This is a genomic window from Bacillus sp. EB106-07-01-XG149 (assembly GCF_058791555.1).
Genome location: NZ_JBYTDP010000009.1, coordinates 61,708 through 81,264 on the forward strand (window position 1 = coordinate 61,708; position 19,557 = coordinate 81,264).

Here is a 19,557-nt window from a genome sequence, read left to right on the forward strand (position 1 = left end):
CTATTTCAGTAAAAGTTTTTTATATGCATTATAAGTATCTTCATACAAATTTTTTAGCGAGAAATGAGTAGATGCATGATTATATAAACGATTTCCCATCGCTTCTAATTCACCATTCAACCATTTTTCATAAGCATTTTCTAACGCGTTTGCTAATGAGTCTGCATCACCAATTGGTACAACCCATCCATACGTATCATCAACTATTAACTTTCTCATATCACCTACATTTGTTGCAATAGATGTTAAGCGCTGATTAGCCGCTTCTAATAAAACAAGAGGAAAGCTTTCGCTATAAGAGGTTAACAAATTAATGTGTGCAGATGCATATAATTCTTTGGAATCTGTACGAAAACCTAGAAACATCACCTTATCCTCTAAGCCCTTTTGTTTCACCATCTCTTTTAATTCTGCTTCTATAGGTCCATCCCCAAGCAAGAGCACCTTTATATTTTGAATTTTAATTTTTTGTAACGCTTCAAATAAAATATCATGACCTTTAACAGGATGAAGACGTGCTACTTGAACGGCTGTAAATACTCCTTCATCGATGCCAAATTCACTCTTATCATAAGGTTTTGCTGGAGTCTTATCATACTCAATTCCATTATAAACCGTACAAATCTTCTCTTCTGGTACACCTAGTTTTATTATGTTTCTCTTAAAGTTTTCCGTAATTGCAAAGAATAAATCTACCTTCCTGAAAGAACGTAAATTTAACTTCGTAAATACCCATCCTTTTAATCCCCTCTTCATAAAATCCAAAGTTGGATCACTGTGGACAGTCATTATCCATTTCGCTTTTATACCTTTTTTCAAGAGGGAGAGATAGAAATTTGCTCGTGCGCCATGTGTATGCACAATGTCAAATTGATTTTCATTAATAAATGCTTTTATTTTTGAAAGAATTGATAGGTCGTACCGAGATGATTGGGTAAAAACATGCACTTGAATACCAAGGTTTCTCGCCTCTCTAGCAATCGCACCTTCTTCAAATACCATTAATTCCACTTCTTCCTTTGAAAATTGAGATAAAAGTGAAATAATATGTGTTTTCCCCCCACCTTCTTCTGCACCAGCATTCATATGCAACACTTTCATTTCTTACATCCCCCATTTTTTCTTTTTATTTACTATAACAAAATAAAAGCTAACATATGCTAGCTTTTATTTTTCTATCATTCAATTTCCAAGTCAACTATTAAATATGCCATGATTAATACTAAGTAGAAACTCACTCCAGGTGCAATTAAAATATGACCAGCCATGAATGAGATACCTAATCCGAGAAGTATTGCTGCAATCATCATTGCATATTTCACTGTGAATATTTGTTTAAATTTAGTAAATATACATGCAATAAATTTAATACCAAAGTATAAGAATGGAATTACAAGTAAAATAAACCCTATGATTCCGAAAGAATAGAACCAATCGTGGAAGTCACGTTCAATTAATTTCGGCTGTTCTTTATAGTTACCAGCATAACCCATTCCTAATAATTTTTGAGACATTGGGGCTTCATTATAGAAATCTTTATACATCTGTTCAAATAATTGACGCCCACTAAAAATAAGAGCTTGCGTTTCTTCTTTCTTCTCCGCTACTTTTTCTTTTGCTTTTTCTTTCTCTTTTTCTTGCTCTGTCACAGGAGGTTTGTGCTCTTTAGCTTCCTCCTTCTTTTTCTCTTCCTTTTTCACACTCTGTTCTTGTTCAATTAATTGGAAATGGAATCCCATATTTTTCATAAACGGTGAAAAAGGTGTATATGCCAATATGCCTACAAATACAGTTATTGCAAGAAAACCATTCAATAAATAGGCATGTTTCTTTCCATCTTTACGCTGTGTAAATGCTTGAATAAAGCACATAACAACTGCGATAGCCATTGATCCAAAGATTGCTCCTACGCCAACCTTTGTCCCAATTGCAAATAGTGAATAAACAACTAAAATTGAAGGAATCCAATAGTACGCTTTACCTATACTTTTTGTTTTTTCGATTGAATACAAAATAACAATTGGACACATGATGGCTAAAATAGATCCTAGCTCGTTACCTGCATAAAACCAACCGCGTGATCCTAACTTTACCCATTCATAACTATTATAATCTGTTCCAGTAGTAATCGAAGCTACCATCACTACTCCTATAATTAGCGACGCATACGTAATATAGTCACGCATTTTTGAATTTGAACGGCTTTTCTCTTTTAAAGACTTAAATACAAACACATAACAAGTAAGCATAACAAACGGATATAATGCTTTTGCTATAAACTTAATTTCCTCTGAAAGTACCATAGGATCTTTTGTAAGCTTGTTATTTACCAATCCGATGGTGAAGACTATTCCTACTAAAATTATATACAATATATATTTTATATTTCCTTGTTTCTTCGTTTGAATTAAAATATATATCCCGCTTAGGAACATAACGAATAAGCGTGTAATAACTCCAATGGTCGTATCAATTTTTAAAACCATTATACAGAATGCTGTGAGCAAATCTAAAATTGGTTGCAACAAAATAAAGATTAATAGGAAATTTTCAAATTTATTACTTTTACTATTTTCGCTTAACATCTAGAACCTCCATAACTATTACCTAATTTCAATCTATACTGTTAATATTTTTTTCTTATCTCAAATATTTATTATAACATATATTTTTTAATTAAACGTCTCACATTTCTCCCCAATCTTACCTTATAGAAAAAAGCATATTTGCATTTTCAAGCGCTTTCTTTCCTCATTTTTTCTTTTTTTCTACATGTAAAGAAAATGCATTGTTATTTACATAACTTTAGTGTATATTTTTTCTCTGGAACATCTTTAGGAGGAAGGGATTACAGCAATGTTATTAATCGACATATTTACGTTTCTTGGCATTATCGCCGCTGCTATTTCCGGTACATTAGTTGGTTTAAAAAAAGATTTAGATTTATTCGGTGTCCTTTGTTTAGCTGTAGCCACTGCGCTCGGCGGCGGTATTATTCGTGATATTATGATCGGTAACCTGCCTCCTGTCGCATTTGTTAAACCCATTTACTTTTTTGTAAGTGTATTATCAGCATTATTTACTTGTATGTTTTTTGAGCGTATTAATAAACTGCAAGTCGTTATTATGCTTTCTGATGCTGTTGGCTTAGGTGTTTTTACAGCCATTGGTGCAAATGCGGCAATTTCACATCATGTTGACGCCTCATTTTTAGTTGTTTCAATGGGAGTCATTACAGGTATTGGAGGCGGTATTTTGCGTGACATTTGCGCTCAAGATATCCCCTACGTATTCCGAAAAGAGATTTACGCAATCGCTTCTATCTTAGGAGCAATTAGTTTCCTAATCACATATGCAATGGGGGCACACGTACTAGCTTTCTATGTTTGTTTATTAGTAACATTCATTATTCGTGTTGTCACTGTAATATATAATGTACATTTCCCAGTTTTCTTTAAAACACATGCTAAAATTAATAAAGGCCATTAAGAGAATTCTACATAGAATTCTCTTAATTTATATACTATTCTACACACTAATATAGAGTAATTGCATATAAAAATATATAATTATATTAGAACTAAAAATGAAAACGCTTTATACACAGGGGGGAAGAACGATGCTTGGGGTTTTTAAAAAACATACAAATAAAACAAACGCCAGTATACTTGAATTAAGTAAGGATCAAAAAATCACCTTTAACGTGCCTACTAATTCTGAACTGAAAATTCAAATGGATATGCTACATATTTCAAAAGAAGATTTACAAATCGTAAAGGTACTACAACCCTTTATTTATGAAGAAATTGATTGGATTACGGAAAAATTCTATGCCAATATTACAAAGCAGCCTAATTTAACTACTATTATTGAACGTTATAGCTCTATTCCAAAACTAAAGCAAACTTTAAAAACACATATAAAAGAATTATTCAGCGGAGATATGCACGAAGATTTTATTGAACAACGTGTTAGAATTGCCAAAAGACATGTACAAATTGGTTTACATAGAAAGTGGTATACAGCTGCTTATCAAGAATTATTCCGCTCTATCATGAAGATTTTGCAAACAAAAATTACAACAATTGACGATTTTTCTTATTCTATAAACGTAATAAACAAATTATTTACCCTTGAACAAGAGCTCGTTATTGCGGCCTATGAATATGAATATGAAAGAATGCAAAAAGAACATGAAAAAGAAAAAGAAATAACAGCTATGACCATTACGCATATTGCAACAGAACTAGCATCTGTATCTGAAAAAACGAGTGCTTCTATTCAACAGTTAACCGCTAAATCTGAAACTATTGTAGAAATTGCCAAAACAGGTACATCATTAGCTACAACATCAGAAGAAAAAGCGAATAAAGGGAAAGAACAATTAAATCAACAGAATAAACGAATGGAATACATTCAAACAAACATGGAAACGATTATTACAGATACTCATGAACTTCTCGATATTTCTAACAAAATTAACGAGATTATAGACATTGTAAAATCAATTGCAGAGCAAACAAATTTGCTCGCACTAAATGCTGCTATTGAATCTGCACGTGCTGGGGAATTTGGCAAAGGCTTTTCTGTTGTAGCTGGAGAAATTCGCAAGTTATCAGAGCAAACGAAAGAATCTATATTCAACGTTACAAAGCTCGTTGAAAAAACAAATGAACAAATTGTTCGTGTCTCTTCTTCAGTGAAACAAATTAGCTCCCTCGTATCTGAAGGAACGGATAGTATGTCTGCAACAGATCAATACTTCCAAGAAATTGTAAAAGACATGTCTAACTCGAAAGAACAGAATAAAAAAATTGAAAATGAGCTAGAAACCATTTCACAAGTAATGAAAGGAATTCAAGACGATTCCTCAAAAATGGCTCTAACAGCTGATAGTTTACAACTAGAACTGAATCGATAGGGTGAAGCTTATGTCAGTAGAGGTTCTTCATCTCTGCTGACTCTTATTTCTCATCTTCCATTCATACAAAAAAGAATCCAAACTGGATTCTTTTTATTTTCTGAAGAATATTTTTTGACAATACACATAACTCATATAAACACCAAAGCTTTGTAAAATAAACAAAGCTGGCACCATAAGGTTGTAATATGCCATATCTACTTGGAAGAGCCTTAACATTACGTATCCGCTAATTAACAAAACGAACAACATATACCCTTCGTTTTGTTGTTTCTTAATAAGAAAGTGTAATAAAGCTATAGACATAAATAACGTTACCGCTATATATATAAGTTTTTCACATTTAAATAGAATAAAATGTATTCCCTCACCTGAGAATTGATTAATTACTGGCTTTAAAAGTTTAAATCTTTCTTCTTCAATCTCTTTTAGCTTTTGATCAATATGCTCTGTTACGCTTTGGTTCTTTGTTGTTTTTTCCTCATTTTTACTTTTTCCAATTAAAACAGATTGTACATACGTCTCATTTGAAATTGTATATTGTGACATTCCCATCGTTTGAATTCCATAACTCACACCAAAATGGGCACTATAAAATAGAATAAGTATCCCTATCATCTTTAATAATACTTTTTGCTTCATTGCTGTTTGAAAGAGTTCAATTAACAACACATATACAGCAATAAAAATAGGAAGAAATAATCCCATTGGGAAAATCATATTACTGCATGCAAATAAAATTGCTGAAAGTACCCACATATAAGGATGATCTAAACCTTTATATAAAAGTATGTAGCAAGCCAAATAAAATAAAAATATTGCGAGCGATTCTGATGTTAATAAGGAACTCATAAATATATTCGGAATATATAAAGCGTAAAACACAGAAGCAATACGGCCGCATTCTTCTCCAAAGATCATTGCTGCAATACGATAAATGAAAAATGCAGTCCCTGTGCAAAATAAAATATTGAATAACTGCAATGCAAATACTGTATCACCAAATACACGAATAATAATTGATTCATAAATAATAAAAGGTAACTGCGCTACGTTCTCTATGTTATTACCAATTGCAATCTGCTTTGCAGACTCAAACATAGCTTTCATATCACCAATTATCGGAACGTCTACAAATAGAACCATACTAAGTCTCACAATTATAGATGTACTCATAAGGAAAACAAGAAATTGTTTATCTGTAAAACGATACTGTAAAATTGATGCCACTAACAGCATGAGAATAACAAAAATAACCAATACAATTGTTACACTTGTTGTACTGTCGCCAAAAAATTGTTTACTTGTTTCAAACGCTGACCAACAACTATAAACAAAAAATGCGAGCATCGCACCAATCATTATTTTACTGAAAAAAGACGAAAAATTTGTTTGTATATGATTCATATGTCCATTGCACCTCTATTTCCATTCATAACAAAACGATTCTATCATGAATAGGTACACAGCTGATAGGGAATTTCTATGACAAATACAGGGTCCTAATTTTTTCACTTGCAATGTAAGCGAATCCTCTTTTACACTACACTTTATATAGTAATAAATTTTCTTTCAGTTACATGAATACAAATACAGAAGTTTTACTAACCCTCTTCTGGAATTCTTTACTTCATTAAATATCTATCGATTTTTATTTGTACTCCACTTACAATACATGTCATTCTGATTGAAAACAGAAAATAGGGGCTGACCATATGGAAAAGAAATTCATGCGAGAATCCAAAGCAATTAAAACAACACGTGTTTTTCCGAATGATTTAAATAATCATCAAACACTTTTCGGAGGAAAATTATTAGCAGAAATTGATAGTATCGCTTCAATTGCAGCTGCAAGACATAGCCGTAAACATTGCGTAACAGCATCTATCGATTCGGTTGATTTTTTAACTCCAATTCACCAAGCAGATTCTGTTTGTTACGAAGCATTCGTATGTTATACAGGAAAATCTTCAATGGAAGTGTTCGTAAAAGTAATTGCAGAGAATTTATTAGCAGGCGAACGTAGAATAGCTGCAACATGTTTCATTACATTCGTTGCATTAAAAGATGGAAAACCTTCTTCTGTTCCACAAGTGCTACCTGAAACGGAAGAAGAACATTGGCTACACACAACTGGTTCTGAACGTGCTGAAAGTAGAAAAAAAGGACGTGTAAAAAGCAAGGAAATGGCTGAAGTTCTAACTTTAAGTAAACCTTGGAGTATATAGGCCTTCACCATTAAAATATCTTCTGAGCGAATACTATCATGTATTCGCTCATTTTTATAAGAGATTCCACACCTTCATACAACCATTACCCCTTTTCACACATATTATGTAATATTTTTATACATACCTGCTCGGCCTTAGCTTTTTTTAATGAATAAAAACCCATTTATAATAGGGTTCTATGCCATCAACAGTTGATTTACAAAGTTTATGTAGGGTACACTTATACGGGTGGTCAACAAAACAATTTAAGGATTTGTAAACAGTGTAGAAAACACCTTACACTTCATTATATTGAGAGAATTAACTCTAGTGAAAAAAACCTTACTATGACATAGCAAGTATTTTAATGAAACTGGATTATTTTAATGGAAAGGTGAAATTATGCAGAAATCAATTGCTTCAAATATTTTTTATAAAATACTGCTCAACACGTTTAATATTATACTTCCAATTTTAGTTGGTCCTTACGCATATCGAACGTTAGGAGCAAGTTCAATTGGAACCGTTAACCTTGCTGAAACTTTTTTCAATTACTTCTTCGTGTTCGCCGTATTTGGTGTATATCAATATGGTTTACGTGAAATTAGCTTAATTAAAAACGATAAAAAGAAAGTTTCTAAGTTATTTACAAGTCTCTATGTAATTAACTTCACAACTAGTATTTTGGCTTTATCAGGCTTTGTGCTCTTTAGTTATATTGGATACGGACATGAAAGTCTATTTCCTGTTCTTCTTATTTTCGGTTTTAACTTTATATCTAATATGTTTTATGTGGAATGGTTCAATGAAGCATATGAAAATTATGACTTCATCACTAAAAAAACAGTTATCGTTCGATTAATCTATGTTGTACTTCTTTTCTCTTTCATTCATGGGGTCGACGATTACAAAACATATGCTGGTTTATTAGTATTATCGACATTTTTAAACCACTCTATTAGCTTTATATATGTGAAACGCCAAGTAAAATTTGATTTTTCCGACTTAACGATTATTCCTCATTTAAAACCGTTACTATTAGTCTTGATTTTTTCAAATGCTAATATTTTATATACTCAATTAGATCGTCTTGTTTTAGGGGTATATGTTGGAAAAGAAGAAGTTGCATATTACGTAATGGCTTTTCAAATTATGATGATTATTAATACACTTATGTTAAGTGTTGTACAAGTAACCGTTCCAAGACTGTCTTACTTATCAGGGAACGCATCTGAAATGGAATACGAATCATTATTAAACAAAATTTCAAAAGTATATTTCATTACCCTATTCCCCGCCTCAATTGGTTTAATGCTCATTGCTCATGGTGCTGTTGTTATTTACGGTGGACAACAATTTGCTGAGGCTGGTAATACATTAATTGTTTTCGCCTTCTATATGATTACAGTCGGTATTGAGTCCATTTTATCGAATCAAATTATTTATGTAAAAAAGAAAGAAAGCATTTTAGTGCGATTTTTATTCATTTGTGGATTTATCAACTTAGCATCCAATATTGCACTAATATATTTCCATGTACTTACACCAACAACCGCAATTTTCACAACAACAATTGCGAATTGTTTCTTAATCACATTTGAATATATTTATGTGAAAAAGAAATTAAAAGTGAATTATACGTTATTCGATATACAAAAACTTAAATATCTATTTTATTCACTAACATTTGTCCCGATAGCATTCGTTATTGATATGCTCGTATCTGGACAAATACTACAAGTTATCCTAGTAATAATGACGTGTGGATTAACATATGCTCTTATCCTCTTTATAACAAAGGATGAAATTCTCTTTTCACTACTTGAAAAGATATTAGCACGATTCAAAAAAGCTTAAACGCAATCTCTAAAAGGAGCTGTTAAACTTGAAATTTTCTTTAATCATGGCTACTTGTGGCAGACGTGATGATATTCTTGACTTACTAAAATCACTTGAACAACAAACTTACAAAAACTTTGAACTTATCGTAGTAGATCAAAATGATACGCCAATCTCTGATTTATTTGATGCATATAAAGATAAATTTTCTATTCATTACATTTATACACCTATTAAAGGACTATCGAGAGCTCGAAATGCAGGTTTAAAAGTAGCAGATGGTGATTTCATCGCTTTTCCAGATGATGATTGTATTTATGAAACAAATGTTTTAGAGAGTATATTAGAAACTTTCAACTCTAATAAAGATGTTCATTTCATCTCAACAAACACTACAAATGTGGAAGGTACAGGTTCTTTAATACACGCACCGAATTCAGATATTATTTTAAATAATAAATATGGATTCATGGGACCTTCTTTCACACTATTCTTCACAAAACAATTTGTACAAGATGTAGGTACATTTGATGAAGATTTAGGTGTTGGTTCTGGAACGATTTATGGAGCTGGTGAAGAAACTGACTTTGTACTACGTGGTATGAAACAAAATTATACTGGTTTATTTAGAAAAGAACTGTTCGTATATCATCCTGTAAAAGAGGAAATTATTAATGAACAATCATTAAAACGTGCTATTTCTTATGCTGGTGGTTTTGGTAGGGTTATTCGCTTACACTATGGATTCCCCTATTTCTTACGTGCTGTCGCTGCCGCATCATTCCGTATGACACAAAACATTTCTAATGATAAGCGGAAATTCCACGCCAATCGCTTACGCGGTATTGTTCGTGGATATTTAAAATAAAAAACAAGGTGTAACCACTTTTATTAAATGGTTACACCTTATTTTTTATTTCTCTTACATCGCTTATTTCTTGCAAAGCAATCCATCATTCTTTGTAATCGCATCCCCACTGGTCAATTACATTATATATTTTTGAAATGATAGCATTATATCGAAGAATTTAGTATCATGATTCAAGACACTATTTAGAATTGAACGGAGGACATTATGAGCTTATTAACTGTTGAAAAATTAGGCCATACATTTGGTGATCGTACATTATTTAAAGATGTATCCATGCGCTTACTCGCAGGAGAACACGTTGGATTAGTTGGAGCAAACGGTGTTGGTAAATCAACATTTATGAATATAATTACTGGTCAGCTTATCCATGACGAAGGTCGTGTAGAATGGACGCCTGGTACAAATTACGGTTACTTAGACCAACATACCATTTTAACACCTGGTCGCACGATCCGTGACGTATTAGCAGATGCGTTTTTACCTTTATTTGAAAAAGAAAAAGCTTTAAATGAAGTTACAGAAAAAATGGGAACTGCTACACCAGAAGAATTAGAGGAGCTTCTTGAGCAAATGGCGGAAATTCAAGATGCCCTTGAAGCAGGTGGCTTCTATTTATTAGATATGAAAATTGAAGAAGCAGCACGTGGTCTTGGAATTGATGCAATTGGTCTAGATCGTGATGTTGCGGCGTTAAGTGGTGGACAACGTACAAAAGTATTACTTGCAAAGTTACTACTTGAACAACCAGAAGTATTACTATTAGATGAACCTACCAACTATTTAGACGTTGAACATATTCATTGGTTAACAAATTATTTAAAAGAATATCCACATGCATTCCTATTAATTTCCCATGATACGGAATTTATGAATAAATGTGTCGATGTTATTTTCCATCTAGAGTTTACAAAAATGACGCGTTATACAGCGACATATGAAAAATTCCTAGAACTAGCGGAAATTAATAAAAATCAACATATTAATGCTTACGAAAAACAAAAAGAGTTTATTAAAAAACAAGAAGATTTTATTGCGAAAAATAAGGCTCGCTACTCAACGACAGGTCGTGCAAAGAGTCGTCAAAAACAACTCGATCGTATGGAACGTATCGACCGTCCTGAAACAGCAATTAAACCTGAATTCTCATTTAAAGAGAGCCGCGCAAGTAGCCGATTCGTCTTTGAAGGAGAAAATGTAGAGATTGGATATACACATCCGTTATTACCAAAATTAACAATGACAATTGAACGTGGTGAAAAAATTGCAATTGTTGGATGTAATGGTGTCGGTAAGTCAACACTATTAAAAACGATTTTAGGTAAAATCAAACCATTAAGCGGAAAAACAAGTCTTGGTGACTTCTTAAACCCATCATACTTCGAGCAAGAAGTAAAAGCTGATAATGTAACACCAATTGATGATGTTTGGAATACATTCCCTAGCTTAGACCAACATCAAGTACGTGCAATGTTAGCGAAATGCGGTTTAAAAAACGAACATATCTCTCGTCCACTGAATCAATTAAGCGGTGGCGAACAAGCAAAAGTTCGTTTATGTAAACTAATGGGCGAAGAAAGTAACTGGCTACTCTTTGATGAGCCAACAAACCACCTTGATGTTACAGCAAAAGATGAGCTAAAAAAAGCGATGAAAGCATACAAAGGAACAATTCTTCTTGTATGCCACGAACCAGACTTTTATGAAGATTGGATAACAAAAACTTGGGATGTAGAAAAATGGGCCCAAGAAAATTCTTAATTTCCTAAAAAACATCCCTTTACACTGCTATTTAGCGTGCAAAGGGATTTCGTTTTAAAATACCATAAAGTTTGATAAGGAGTTTTTATATATAATGCAAAGTACATTTTTTCTAAAACTCAATACATTTTTTGTGAAATGTTTATTAGTACTATGTCTAATTATTTCTGCAGCTATTACATTGGACTCAGTATCCGTGGTTAGAGCACAGGCCGACACTCGTTTACTTATTATAATCCCAAGTATCATTTTAATAAGCCTTCTATTTATATTTATTGGCTATATTGCCAATAAATATATGTCAAAACTACTATTCACTATTTCGCTTATCATTTTAGCCTTCTCTATTCGATTCATCTGGTTTCTTAATATCCAAACTCCTATCGAATCAGATTTTGCTATGATGTACAATGGAGCCGTGCAAGCAACTAAAGGAGATTTTAGTTTTGCTCAAAGCATATATTATACTTCTTGGGTTTATCAGCTTGGATTTACAATGTACCAAGCTTTGATTATTAATTTATTCGGTGAGGGGACTTTCTTTCTAAAGTTCTTAAATGTGTTATATTGCACAGGAACAACATTATTAGTTTACAAAATAACTTCTCACATATTTAATGAGTGGACTGGACGCGTGGCGGGATTAATATATGCATTATATATCCCAAGTATTGTATTAAGCTCAGTCCTAACAAATCAACACCTTGCCACATTCCTATTTTACCTTGGATTTTATTTATTAATTACAAAAGGCTTAAGCCATAAATATATGTGGATTTTTATAGGGATATCGCTTTCTTTAGGAGACATTATGCGCCCACTTGGTGCTATCATCCTAATTGCAGTAACTATTTATTTCTTTTTACACGGTATGTTAGGGAAATCGAAACGAGATATTTTCACTTCTATTAAAAAACTTTGTGGGATTTTCATCGTATTTTACCTTGTTCATTACATTATAAGTTATTCATTTATATCTGCTGGAATTACACAATACCCACTATCCAACCGTGATCCTCTCTGGAAATTCACAGTAGGACTTAACCACGAAACAAAAGGTGGTTATTCTACAGCGGATGCAGAATATATGATGTCCTTTGAGATTGGCGAAGAACGAAAAGCTGCTGAAAAGAAACTGATTCAAGAGCGATTAGCTGATCCACAGAAGGTTTTATCGTTATTCGGTGATAAGTTTACACTCATGTGGGCAGATTACGACTCCGCCCCATCATGGAGCCTACTAACACTAGGGAACACAGATAATAATATGATTACTTTACAAAATGACCTTATGAAATATGAAAAGTATATGTATATGACAGCTATGCTATTTGGTACGCTAGCACTTCTATATCTCATATTTACTAAGCAAAACAACACGCATTACACAATATTTTTACTATTAATAATCGGTTATGTAACTGTTCACTTCTTGATTGAATACCAAACAAGATATCGATACTTTATCATTCCTAGCTTTACAATCATTCAAAGTTATGGACTATATTTGTGCTATCGATTTATATCAGACAGAAAAACCTCCAAAGTACAAAATTAAACTTTAACCAGTGAAGAGTTAATCATCAAAACACATTAAAACGAACTAAAAAGGCATGAGCCCGGTGCAATACCGAGCTCATGCCTTTTTATGTATATCTACATCCTCTTTTTTATTGTAAGCATAATTTATACCAAATGTAGCAAAAATGATCATTGAAATTGTATCTGCACAATGATATCTTGATGCCACTTCTACTAACAACTATGCCATTATTAAACCTATCGCATATAAGTAAATAATAAAACATGGCATAATCAACTAATGGTTCAATTGGTAGCTAAGCACCCATGCTAATTTAACCACAAAACAAACAATTACTAAAACGAAAAAGCATTTTTTTATTTGATTTTTCTAAAGGCAGCGAACCTTTTCTAAGAATAAAACTTCCCACTATAGATAATAATAAATCACCCACTCATACTGTTACATAATTATACTTTTGAGTATCTGAAAAATAATTACTAAGTAATATTGAAGCAAAAAAACGGAGATGATATATACCGCACTTGCAGAGAACAAAGACCGTCCTTAAAACACCAATTACAAAAACATAATGAATCTGTAGAGATATTCATTTCCATCAAAAGCTTAAAACACTCATTTTTTTGTTTATAATATCCCTTTTTAATTGGCAACAGCAAATAAATCATATATATCTACATTTTGCTTACAATTACTGTTTCCTTCTAATTATTCAAAAAACACTCTAATCAAAATAAATAACGTTTCAGCATAAAATATGCTATAATAAGTATTTGTTATGTACGAATAACCTTTCTACATTTCCTGTTTTATTTATATATTTTATAAAGATGAGGATACTATTATGGAGAAACTCTTAAAGTTTGGTTTAGTAGGAATCTTTAATACGCTTATTACAATTATTAGCTTTTGGATATTATTAAAATTTGGGATGAACTACCTTATTGCAAATACCATTGCCTATTCAATTGGTGTTGCCAATAGCTACTATTGGAATAAAAATTGGGTGTTTAAACCTAATAATAAAAGCACGTCAATGTTCTTTAAATTTCTAACTGTAAATTTAATTGTATTTGCTTTTAATACATTATGTTTATTTATATTAGTAGATAAACTTACCTTTAATGCGTTAATTGCACAGATTTTCGCAATTGGTGTCGGAATGGTTATAAATTTTGTCCTTAATAAAATTTGGACATTCAACCAAACTGAAAAGGCTACTAATTAAACTTAAACAACTTATTAAAAATACGGAGGATACAACATGCAAAAATTAATTTCGGTTGTAGTTCCTATGTACTTCGAGGAAGAAGTAGCACAGGAATGTTATAACCGTTTAAAGTCCGTTATGCTTCAAAATGATATTAATTACGAGTTTGTCTTTGTAAACGACGGTAGCACAGACCGTACAATGGAAATCTTATCTGAGATTGCAGCAAATGATTACCGTACAAAAATCGTTAATTTCGCACGTAACTTTGGACACCAAATAGCTGTTACAGCTGGTATTGCTGCTGCAAAAGGTGACGCTATTGTAATTATCGATGCAGACTTACAAGATCCACCTGAAGTTATTCCTGAACTTATTGCAAAATGGGAAGAAGGATATGAAGTTGTTTATGCGAAACGTAAACAACGTAAAGGTGAGACTTGGTTTAAACTTTTAACAGCTAAATATTTCTATAAATTCTTAAACTACATGTCTGATATCGATATCCCAAAAGATACTGGTGATTTCCGAATCATCGATCGCAAAGTAGCTGATGTTTTCAATCAAATGACTGAACGAAATCGCTTCATCCGCGGTATGATGTCTTGGGTTGGCTTCCGTCAAACGTATGTTGAATATGAACGCGATGAGCGCTTTGCTGGTGAAACAAAATATCCATTAAAGAAAATGATTAAATTTGCATCAGATGGCATTATTGCATTTTCAACAAAACCATTACGTATCGTTATGACTTTAGGTTTATTATCAGTTCTTATTTCAATAATCGTCTTACTATATACAATTACTGTAAAAATTATTGGTACTGGTACTCAAACAGGTTGGGCATCTATTATGGTTGCTATTACATTCTTTAGCGGTATTCAGTTACTTGGTCTTGGAATCGTTGGCCAATATATTGCTCGTATTTATGACGAGAGTAAAAACCGTCCGATTTATATCGTAAAAGAAACAATCAATATTGAGCAAGAAGAGACTACACAAACAAAAGAAAAAGTGAATGCATAATAAAAAAGGTAACAATGAAAACCATCATTGTTACCTTTTTATATTGTAATACCCCATAATCCTCAAACGAAATTCTTTTAAATTTGGATATATCTCTAAATTAGATAACATCCCTTGAATGATCGGGATCCTTGGATTTTGCAATCTCATTTCTGCCTCCAAAACATCTAATGTAACAAGCAATTCCTCATCTTCTAGTTGATCAGCTAATGTGCGTTTAAAAACAATAATTTCTTTTAAAAAGTGTTCCTTAACCTGCTCCTTAATAAGCTCTGATTTGCAAAGAAATTCTCCAAGCTTTTCTTCATGTAACACAGGTTCTTCCGAAGATTCTACCAATCCATCTACTAAATCATCTACTCTTTTCAAAATAAAAGCAGAAACATAAGATAAGTCAATTTCCGGTGCTTGTAAAATGATTAGTTCTAAATATCCACGGCATATGCCTTCTACCATAATGACTAAATCTAATAAATAAGGCATAACCTTTTCACCATAAATAGACAATAAACTATTCCGATAAAATGCGTGAGACTCTAACTTCATTCTCATCATAAACTCTTCTACTTCTTTATTAAAAGGTATAGCATTTTCCCTCGCATGCATAATAATAAATTCTTTATGCTTTTGTATATCATTAAACTGGCAATGCAATTGTTTTGCAAATTTTTCACGCGGCAATAACGATTCTTTTTCAATATCCATCATTTTATTTTGAATCTTGTCATAGTAATATCGAAGTGTTGCTAATAAAAGTTCCTCTTTCGATTTAAAGTATAAATAGAAAGCTCCCTTAGATATGCCACAAGCGGTCACAATTTCCTGTACTGATGTCGCATTTACACCCTTAGTCGCAAATAACTTCATAGCCATCTCTATAATTAAACGCTCTTTTTCTTTCATATCATGTCTCTCCTAAATTTAATCTCGCATCTTATTATGAATTTATTATACCATCCCTTTTCATTGACGACTGACCAATCAGTCAGTTATATTATGTATTAGACTGACCAGTTGGTCAATACAATACAAAAGGGAGCGCAAACATGAACAAATTCATTAATTTCTCGTTAAAAAATAAGTTCGCAGTTTGGCTACTAACCATTATTGTTACCATTGCAGGTATTTATTCTGGGCTGAACATGAAGCTGGAAACAATTCCTGATATTACAACACCAATTGTAACAGTAACCACGGTTTATCCTGGTGCTACACCAGAAGAAGTAGCTGACAAAGTTTCAAAACCGATGGAAGAGCAACTGCAAAATTTAAGTGGTGTAAACGTTGTTAGTTCATCATCTTTTCAAAACGCATCTTCTATTCAGGTAGAATATGATTTTGATAAAAATATGGAAAAGGCTGAAACAGAAATTAAAGAAGCTCTCGCAAATGTGAAATTGCCAGAAGGTGTAAAAGACCCGAAAGTTTCACGTGTAAACTTTAATGCCTTTCCAGTTATTTCGTTAAGCGTAGCAAGTAAAAATGAATCTTTAGCTACCTTAACTGAAAATGTAGAGAAGAATGTTGTGCCAGGATTAAAAGGACTTGATGGTGTTGCATCTGTTCAAATTTCAGGTCAACAAGTAGATGAAGTACAACTTGTCTTCAAGAAAGATAAGTTGAAAGAATTAGGTTTAAGTGAAGATACTGTAAAAAATGTAATTAAAGGATCGGACGTATCTTTACCACTTGGCTTATATACATTTAAAGATACAGAAAAATCGGTTGTTGTAGATGGGAATATTACGACAATTAAAGCATTAAAAGAATTAAAGATCCCGGCCATACCTTCATCACCTAGCGGTCAAGGTAGTCAAAACGCTGGAGCTGGTACACAAACACCGCAAATGAATCCAGCGGCTATGAACGGGATTCCGACAGTTACATTAGACGAAATTGCTGACATTAAAGAAGTTGGAAAAGCAGAATCTATTTCTCGAACAAATGGAAAAGAAGCAATTGGAATTCAAATTGTGAAAGCTGCTGACGCGAATACTGTTGATGTTGTAAATGCAGTGAAAGATAAAGTAAAAGACCTTGAGAAAAAATATAAAGACTTAGAGATTATTTCAACATTCGACCAAGGTGCACCGATTGAGAAATCAGTAGAAACAATGCTGAGCAAAGCCATTTTTGGTGCTATCTTTGCGATTGTTATTATTATGCTGTTCCTACGAAATATCCGAACAACATTAATCTCTGTCGTTTCCATACCACTTTCTTTATTAATTGCTGTATTAGTCATAAAACAAATGGATATTACGCTTAATATTATGACACTTGGAGCAATGACAGTCGCTATTGGACGCGTTGTTGATGACTCTATTGTTGTTATTGAAAATATTTACCGACGAATGTCGTTATCAGAAGAGAAACTGCGCGGAAAAGATTTAATTCGTGAAGCTACGAAGGAAATGTTTATCCCAATTATGTCTTCTACCATTGTAACAATTGCTGTATTCTTACCACTTGGACTAGTAAAAGGTATGATTGGTGAAATGTTCTTACCATTTGCCTTAACTATCGTCTTCGCTTTATTAGCATCGTTACTAGTAGCTGTTACAATCGTGCCGATGTTAGCTCACTCTTTATTTAAAAAAGAGAGCATGAGGGAAAAAGAAGTACATCATGAAGAAAAACCAAGTAAATTAGCAAACTGGTATAAACGCATACTTGCATGGGCTTTAAATCATAAAATCATTACATCAAGTATCGCTGTCCTTCTATTAGTTGGTAGTCTTGCACTTGTTCCAATTATCGGCGTAAGTTTCTTACCATCTGAAGAAGAAAAAATGATCATTACAACGTACAACCCTGAACCAGGTCAAACGTTAGAAGACGTTGAAAAAATTGCAACGAAAGCTGAGAAGCACTTCCAAGATAATAAAGACGTCAAAACAATTCAATTCTCATTAGGTGGCGAAAACCCAATGAGTCCTGGTCAATCAAATCAAGCAATGTTCTTCGTGCAATATGATAACGACACGAAAAACTTCGAAAAAGAAAAAGAGCAAGTCGTTAAAGATTTACAGAAGATGTCTGGAAAAGGCGAATGGAAAAACCAAGACTTCGGAGCGAGTGGCGGTAGTAATGAAATTAAACTATACGTTTACGGAGATAGCTCGGAAGACATTAAACCTATTGTAAAAGATATTCAAAATATCATGAAGAAAAATAAAGACTTAAAGGATATAGACTCTAGTATTGCAAAAACATACGCAGAGTACACTTTAGTCGCGGACCAGGAAAAACTAAGTAAAATGGGTCTAACGGCTGCACAAATTGGAATGGGACTTTCTAATCAACATGATCGCCCTACTCTGACAACAATTAAAAAAGACGGTAAAGATGTCAACGTATATGTAGAAGCTGAAAAACAAAATTATGAAACAATCGATGACTTAACAAATCAAAAAATTACAACTCCACTTGGTACTGAAGTGGCTGTGAAAGATGTGATGACTGTAAAAGAAGGTGAAACTTCGAATACAGTGAAACACCGCGATGGCCGTGTTTATGCGGAAGTAAGCGCAAAACTAACATCTGATGACGTTTCAAAAGCATCTGCTGCTGTTCAAAAAGAAGTAGATAAAATGGATCTTCCTTCTGGCGTAGATGTTTCTATGGGCGGTGTTACAAAAGATATTGAAGAATCATTCAAGCAACTTGGCTTAGCGATGTTAGCTGCGATTGCCATTGTATACTTCGTCCTTGTCGTTACATTTGGCGGTGCCCTTGCACCATTCGCAATTTTATTCTCGCTACCATTCACAATTATCGGAGCTCTTGTTGCCTTATTAATCTCTGGTGAAACGTTAAGTGTCTCTGCAATGATTGGTGCACTTATGTTAATCGGTATCGTTGTAACAAACGCTATCGTACTGATCGACCGCGTTATTCATAAGGAAAATGAAGGGCTATCAACACGTGAAGCCTTATTGGAAGCCGGTGCAACACGCCTTCGTCCTATTTTAATGACTGCAATTGCAACAATCGGTGCTCTTATCCCGCTTGCATTAGGATTTGAAGGTAGCGGCTTAATTTCTAAAGGACTTGGTGTAACAGTAATTGGTGGATTAACAAGTTCAACGTTATTAACACTTCTTATTGTACCAATCGTTTATGAAGTATTAAGCAAGTTCAAAAAGAAAAAAGTAAAATAAAAAAATAACCTCGCTA

At 33.0% G+C, this 19,557-nt stretch carries 14 protein-coding genes and 2 pseudogenes; 11 read left to right on the forward strand and 5 right to left on the reverse strand.

Translation table 11 applies throughout. From position 1 onward, the window contains the following. Complete coding sequence (locus tag AC3WTA_RS25275; protein WP_000865941.1) at positions 1–1,101, reverse strand: glycosyltransferase family 4 protein; 1,101 nt, start codon at positions 1,099–1,101, stop codon at positions 1–3. A 77-nt stretch (positions 1,102–1,178) separates the two neighbouring features. Then, positions 1,179–2,585, reverse strand: coding sequence for an O-antigen ligase family protein (locus AC3WTA_RS25280; RefSeq protein WP_000947789.1), 1,407 nt, complete (start codon positions 2,583–2,585; stop codon positions 1,179–1,181). A gap of 271 nt (positions 2,586–2,856) precedes the next feature. Here AC3WTA_RS25280 and AC3WTA_RS25285 point away from each other — a divergent pair, with 271 nt between their 5' ends. The 3 genes and pseudogenes from AC3WTA_RS25285 (at position 2,857) to AC3WTA_RS25295 (ending at position 4,921) form a co-directional block, all read left to right on the forward strand. Beyond that, positions 2,857–3,489, forward strand: coding sequence for a trimeric intracellular cation channel family protein (locus tag AC3WTA_RS25285; protein ID WP_492333071.1), 633 nt, complete (start codon positions 2,857–2,859; stop codon positions 3,487–3,489). A gap of 250 nt (positions 3,490–3,739) precedes the next feature. Continuing rightward, a pseudogene (locus tag AC3WTA_RS25290) lies at positions 3,740–4,117 on the forward strand (protoglobin family protein); the annotation flags it as partial. Beyond that, positions 4,115–4,921, forward strand: a complete 807-nt coding sequence (locus AC3WTA_RS25295) for a methyl-accepting chemotaxis protein (RefSeq protein WP_371399815.1) — start codon at positions 4,115–4,117, stop codon at positions 4,919–4,921. The pseudogene AC3WTA_RS25290 and the gene AC3WTA_RS25295, both read left to right, overlap by 3 nt. Positions 4,922–5,014: 93 nt before the next feature. On the opposite strand, the gene AC3WTA_RS25300 is transcribed toward AC3WTA_RS25295, so the two are convergent. Further along, positions 5,015–6,328, reverse strand: coding sequence for an ArnT family glycosyltransferase (locus tag AC3WTA_RS25300; protein WP_492333072.1), 1,314 nt, complete (start codon positions 6,326–6,328; stop codon positions 5,015–5,017). Positions 6,329–6,636: 308 nt separating this feature from the next. On the opposite strand from AC3WTA_RS25300, the gene AC3WTA_RS25305 reads away from it, so the two are divergent. The 5 genes from AC3WTA_RS25305 (at position 6,637) to AC3WTA_RS25325 (ending at position 13,157) form a co-directional block, all read left to right on the forward strand. Next, positions 6,637–7,149, forward strand: coding sequence for an acyl-CoA thioesterase (locus AC3WTA_RS25305; protein WP_000412135.1), 513 nt, complete (start codon positions 6,637–6,639; stop codon positions 7,147–7,149). A gap of 384 nt (positions 7,150–7,533) precedes the next feature. Next, positions 7,534–8,988 (forward strand): oligosaccharide flippase family protein, encoded by a 1,455-nt coding sequence (locus AC3WTA_RS25310; protein WP_001172393.1) that lies wholly within the window; start codon positions 7,534–7,536, stop codon positions 8,986–8,988. Positions 8,989–9,016: 28 nt separating this feature from the next. Then, positions 9,017–9,838, forward strand: a complete 822-nt coding sequence (locus tag AC3WTA_RS25315) for a glycosyltransferase family 2 protein (protein WP_000672692.1) — start codon at positions 9,017–9,019, stop codon at positions 9,836–9,838. 207 nt (positions 9,839–10,045) lie between these two features. After that, positions 10,046–11,599, forward strand: a complete 1,554-nt coding sequence (locus tag AC3WTA_RS25320; protein ID WP_000055399.1) for an ABC-F family ATP-binding cassette domain-containing protein — start codon at positions 10,046–10,048, stop codon at positions 11,597–11,599. A 94-nt stretch (positions 11,600–11,693) separates the two neighbouring features. Next, on the forward strand, positions 11,694–13,157 hold the full coding sequence (locus AC3WTA_RS25325) for an ArnT family glycosyltransferase (RefSeq protein WP_098116602.1): 1,464 nt from the start codon (positions 11,694–11,696) through the stop codon (positions 13,155–13,157). Positions 13,158–13,395: 238 nt separating this feature from the next. Here the strand turns inward: AC3WTA_RS25325 and AC3WTA_RS25330 are convergent. After that, positions 13,396–13,679: pseudogene (locus AC3WTA_RS25330) on the reverse strand (glycosyltransferase family 39 protein); the annotation flags it as partial. 307 nt (positions 13,680–13,986) lie between these two features. On the opposite strand from AC3WTA_RS25330, the gene AC3WTA_RS25335 reads away from it, so the two are divergent. Both AC3WTA_RS25335 and AC3WTA_RS25340 read left to right on the forward strand, forming a co-directional pair. Next, positions 13,987–14,370 carry a GtrA family protein gene (locus AC3WTA_RS25335; protein WP_000413287.1) on the forward strand — a complete coding sequence of 128 codons (384 nt, stop codon included), beginning with the start codon at positions 13,987–13,989 and terminating at the stop codon, positions 14,368–14,370. 36 nt (positions 14,371–14,406) lie between these two features. After that, positions 14,407–15,378, forward strand: coding sequence for a glycosyltransferase family 2 protein (locus tag AC3WTA_RS25340; protein WP_001170707.1), 972 nt, complete (start codon positions 14,407–14,409; stop codon positions 15,376–15,378). A gap of 30 nt (positions 15,379–15,408) precedes the next feature. Here AC3WTA_RS25340 and AC3WTA_RS25345 read toward each other — a convergent pair whose 3' ends face one another. Then, positions 15,409–16,281, reverse strand: coding sequence for a TetR/AcrR family transcriptional regulator (locus AC3WTA_RS25345; protein WP_000659622.1), 873 nt, complete (start codon positions 16,279–16,281; stop codon positions 15,409–15,411). Positions 16,282–16,424: 143 nt separating this feature from the next. On the opposite strand from AC3WTA_RS25345, the gene AC3WTA_RS25350 reads away from it, so the two are divergent. After that, positions 16,425–19,541, forward strand: a complete 3,117-nt coding sequence (locus tag AC3WTA_RS25350) for an efflux RND transporter permease subunit (protein ID WP_001031850.1) — start codon at positions 16,425–16,427, stop codon at positions 19,539–19,541. Positions 19,542–19,557 lie beyond the last annotated feature (16 nt).